Source organism: Patescibacteria group bacterium (assembly GCA_041675205.1).
In the GTDB taxonomy this organism is placed as follows: Bacteria; Patescibacteriota; Patescibacteriia; order GWA2-46-9; family GWA2-46-9; genus JBAYUF01.
The window spans coordinates 1-2780 of record JBAYUF010000032.1 but is presented as its reverse complement, the minus strand read 5'-3'; the positions used below and the strand labels follow the sequence as shown (position 1 = coordinate 2780).

3 protein-coding genes and 1 tRNA gene are annotated in these 2780 nt (G+C 47.2%); 1 reads left to right on the top strand and 3 read right to left on the bottom strand.

The genetic code is table 11. From position 1 onward, the window contains the following. Positions 1–266 precede the first annotated feature (266 nt). Positions 267–351, top strand: a tRNA-Leu gene (locus WC052_06125). An 87-nt stretch (positions 352–438) separates the two neighbouring features. Here the strand turns inward: WC052_06125 and WC052_06120 are convergent. From WC052_06120 to WC052_06110, 3 genes are all read right to left on the bottom strand, one after another. Continuing rightward, a complete protein-coding gene (locus tag WC052_06120) occupies positions 439–1299 on the bottom strand; it encodes an exonuclease domain-containing protein (protein MFA7287212.1) in 861 nt (286 codons plus the stop codon). Between the two features lie 128 nt (positions 1300–1427). Then, positions 1428–1886, bottom strand: a complete 459-nt coding sequence (locus tag WC052_06115; protein ID MFA7287211.1) for a GlsB/YeaQ/YmgE family stress response membrane protein — start codon at positions 1884–1886, stop codon at positions 1428–1430. A gap of 111 nt (positions 1887–1997) precedes the next feature. Next, positions 1998–2603 (bottom strand): hypothetical protein, encoded by a 606-nt coding sequence (locus tag WC052_06110; protein ID MFA7287210.1) that lies wholly within the window; start codon positions 2601–2603, stop codon positions 1998–2000. Between the last annotated feature and the right edge of the window lie 177 nt (positions 2604–2780).

Sequence of the window (2780 nt, the reverse complement as noted above, 5' to 3'; positions counted from 1 at the left end):
GCCAGTCTTTCCTGCGCTGGTCGCGGGCCAGTCACGCGGCCGCACTGTGGTGGAAATCGCAGCAGTCTGAACACCGCACCGCTATAATGCGTGCCTCTCACGCGGAAGTGGCGGAATTGGTAGCAGGGTAAAGTTGGTGTCCAACGTACATACTTCAAACTACCATAATTGCTGGGTTCTAGCTTAAATGGAAAAATGTACATGTACATTGCTATTAAGGCTGGATTAAGGGGCTATTCACCCCATCAAAATGTACATATTCACATGCGGATGTGATGGAATTGGTAGACATGCAGGTTTTAGGTACCTGTGCCGCGAGGCGTAAGAGTTCGAGTCTCTTCATCCGCACCATCGAGCCGGATGTTCCGCACTGATCCCCAACGATTGAATAAGGGGGGCCGTCAGGCCGTCTCGTTGGGCATTGTTGTACCTGAATGACTACGATACTCTGAGACCTAGCAGGCGTTGGAAGTCACTCTCTCCGATGATGCGAATTGGTTGCCCATTCTTCATGAGTTCCACAGCCTTCCGGTGCTTTGAACTCTTCTCGTGACCTGAAAGACGTTGAATGTCTTGATCACCAACCACGAGTATGCTGGTGTGCTTTGTAACGCCAGCTTCTACTTCGCAGCCTGCTTTTGCGGCGGCATCCGCAGCTTCTCTTCGCGGCAATGATAGCGCCCCAGTAAATACCAGCTTCTCACCAAAGAGTGGGCCGTCTGTATTTGCATCTCTTGTAATTGATGCTGAATCATGTGGGTGGATTGGCTGCGCCGCTCGCTCCAGCCACTGTTCCACACTTAAACCCGTAGCTGTCACTGCACACAACAAGATTTCGCCCGCCGCGCGTGCGTCTTCCTTTGCGTTGTGATGCTGAAACTCGATGCCGAAGTGCTTAGTGACGTTGGCGAGACCATAGCCCTTTTGTGAGAACTCCGGCCATGCACGCCTTACCACTCGCGCTGTATCGAGCCATCGACTTTCATATGGCGGGATTCCATTTTTGGCACATGCACGTGTCAGTGCTACACGATCAAAGGCTGTGTGACTAGCAACGATACTGCCCTTCAGCCATGGTGCAAGTTGTTCATATACCGCTGCCCACTTCGGAGCTTTGCGGATCATGTGTTCTTCGATGCCATGTACGGCAATATTCATTTCGTCGAAGTAATCTTCTGGATTTATCAAGGACTCCCACAACTCGTGAAGTTTGCCTTCTCGGAATTCGGCGATACCGACCTGACAAATACTCGAAAAATCAGGATTAGCTGTCTCAACATCAATCACCACAAAGTTCATAACGGCTCCTTAATGCCCAACGTGTAAATCAGGGGCTGCTGCAGCCTTATCGCGTCAGCCCCGCTGGATTGACTGGTTGGGCTATGAAAGACCTAAAATTATGAATGCACCTTAACAACTTCAACACCTCAAATCGCTGTTCCTCTTTTTCTCAAGAAGCTAATTTCTTCTGGCTTTAACGGATTCCCCAGGCTGTATGTTTCCAAAAGTTGCTTTTCTCTCTTATGCTCAGCCTCTTCCCTTGCCAATTTCTCTTCCAACTGTTCCTTAAGAATTAAGGTCTCATCGGCCTCCACTTTGTATTCAGGAAGATCAGAACGACAATGTTTACAAATTTTGGCCTCAATTCTCACAACTTCAGCACAAAATGGACATTTTCGAGTATCTGTACTGTCGGTAGGGTTTGGTGCGTTTGAGCCCACAGTATTTGTTTGAGCCAACCCGGATTTTGGAACGAACAAAATAATTAGAACACCAATGAAGCCCAATAGAACTCCCAAAATAATGCCTAAGGGAGTTCGGTTTTTCATTGCGCCAATTGCACCTGCAAGAATGGCGCAAACGATCCAAAATATCATTATTTCCATTTCAACTTCCCTTTCATAAACGAGCGATAAGTAGTGCCCAACGTTTCGTTTCGTGCCGCACGGGGCCCGCAACAACGGCCGGCTGCCCACCCTGTGAACCTGCTGTTAGCATTAAAGCTTATCCGCTTCGTTTGCCAATCGTTCGTCATAAATCACTCTGACTACTTCTTTGTTCGTGAATAGCTTAATGTGCGTTCTGCCGGAAACCCAAGTAACAGTCTTGTCAAACATGTCGTAGTTATTGGATTCTTCGTTTGTAAATTCATGGCCATATTTCAACCTTAGCACGTCGTACAGCGAATTAAAGATGGTTAAGGCAAGGTAGTCGATAACACTTTCATCCAAGTCCACAAAAACAACAGAAAGTTTTTTCTTTTTGTCGAAGAAGAAAGTTGCCTTGAATTTGTTATTCACAAGTTCTATGTCATCGAGAACAAGCAAACCTTCTTTCCAGTCAGCTATCTTATCGGGTTCGGAGGTTGGGGCGTGAGCATTGGGGAATAGTGCCTTTACCTGCGCAATCGACATGCCGACCTTACTCCCCCGCCATAGCGGTGTGCCGCGCATCACGGCTGGCTTGCTGGATGCGGCAGATTGATTATGGCTCTTGGAATTGGCGGGTAATTTCGCAGAGTCAGCAACTGCGCTATTGCCTGTGGTTACAAGTAGCACCACAAAAGTTGCGTTGATGGCATGCCTGATATCGTATTTTTTCATTACCCCATCCTTAGCTTATGGTTAATAGCTCAGCTATCGAATTAATTTCAGCCCCTTATCACCACATATGCCATACGCAGGCTGCGACTCTTTGGAATGTAATACGCTATCGCAAAGATTAAAGAATTTTGGGATCAGTTCATCGTGGCATTCTTCAATAAATGATATTACATTTTC

Coding starts and splice junctions, on each gene's coding strand:
- WC052_06115 (MFA7287211.1), bottom strand. CDS start 1,886: ATGGAAATAATGATATTTTGGATCGTTTGCGCCATTCTTGCAGGTGCA.
- WC052_06110 (MFA7287210.1), bottom strand. CDS start 2,603: ATGAAAAAATACGATATCAGGCATGCCATCAACGCAACTTTTGTGGTG.
- WC052_06120 (MFA7287212.1), bottom strand. CDS start 1,299: ATGAACTTTGTGGTGATTGATGTTGAGACAGCTAATCCTGATTTTTCG.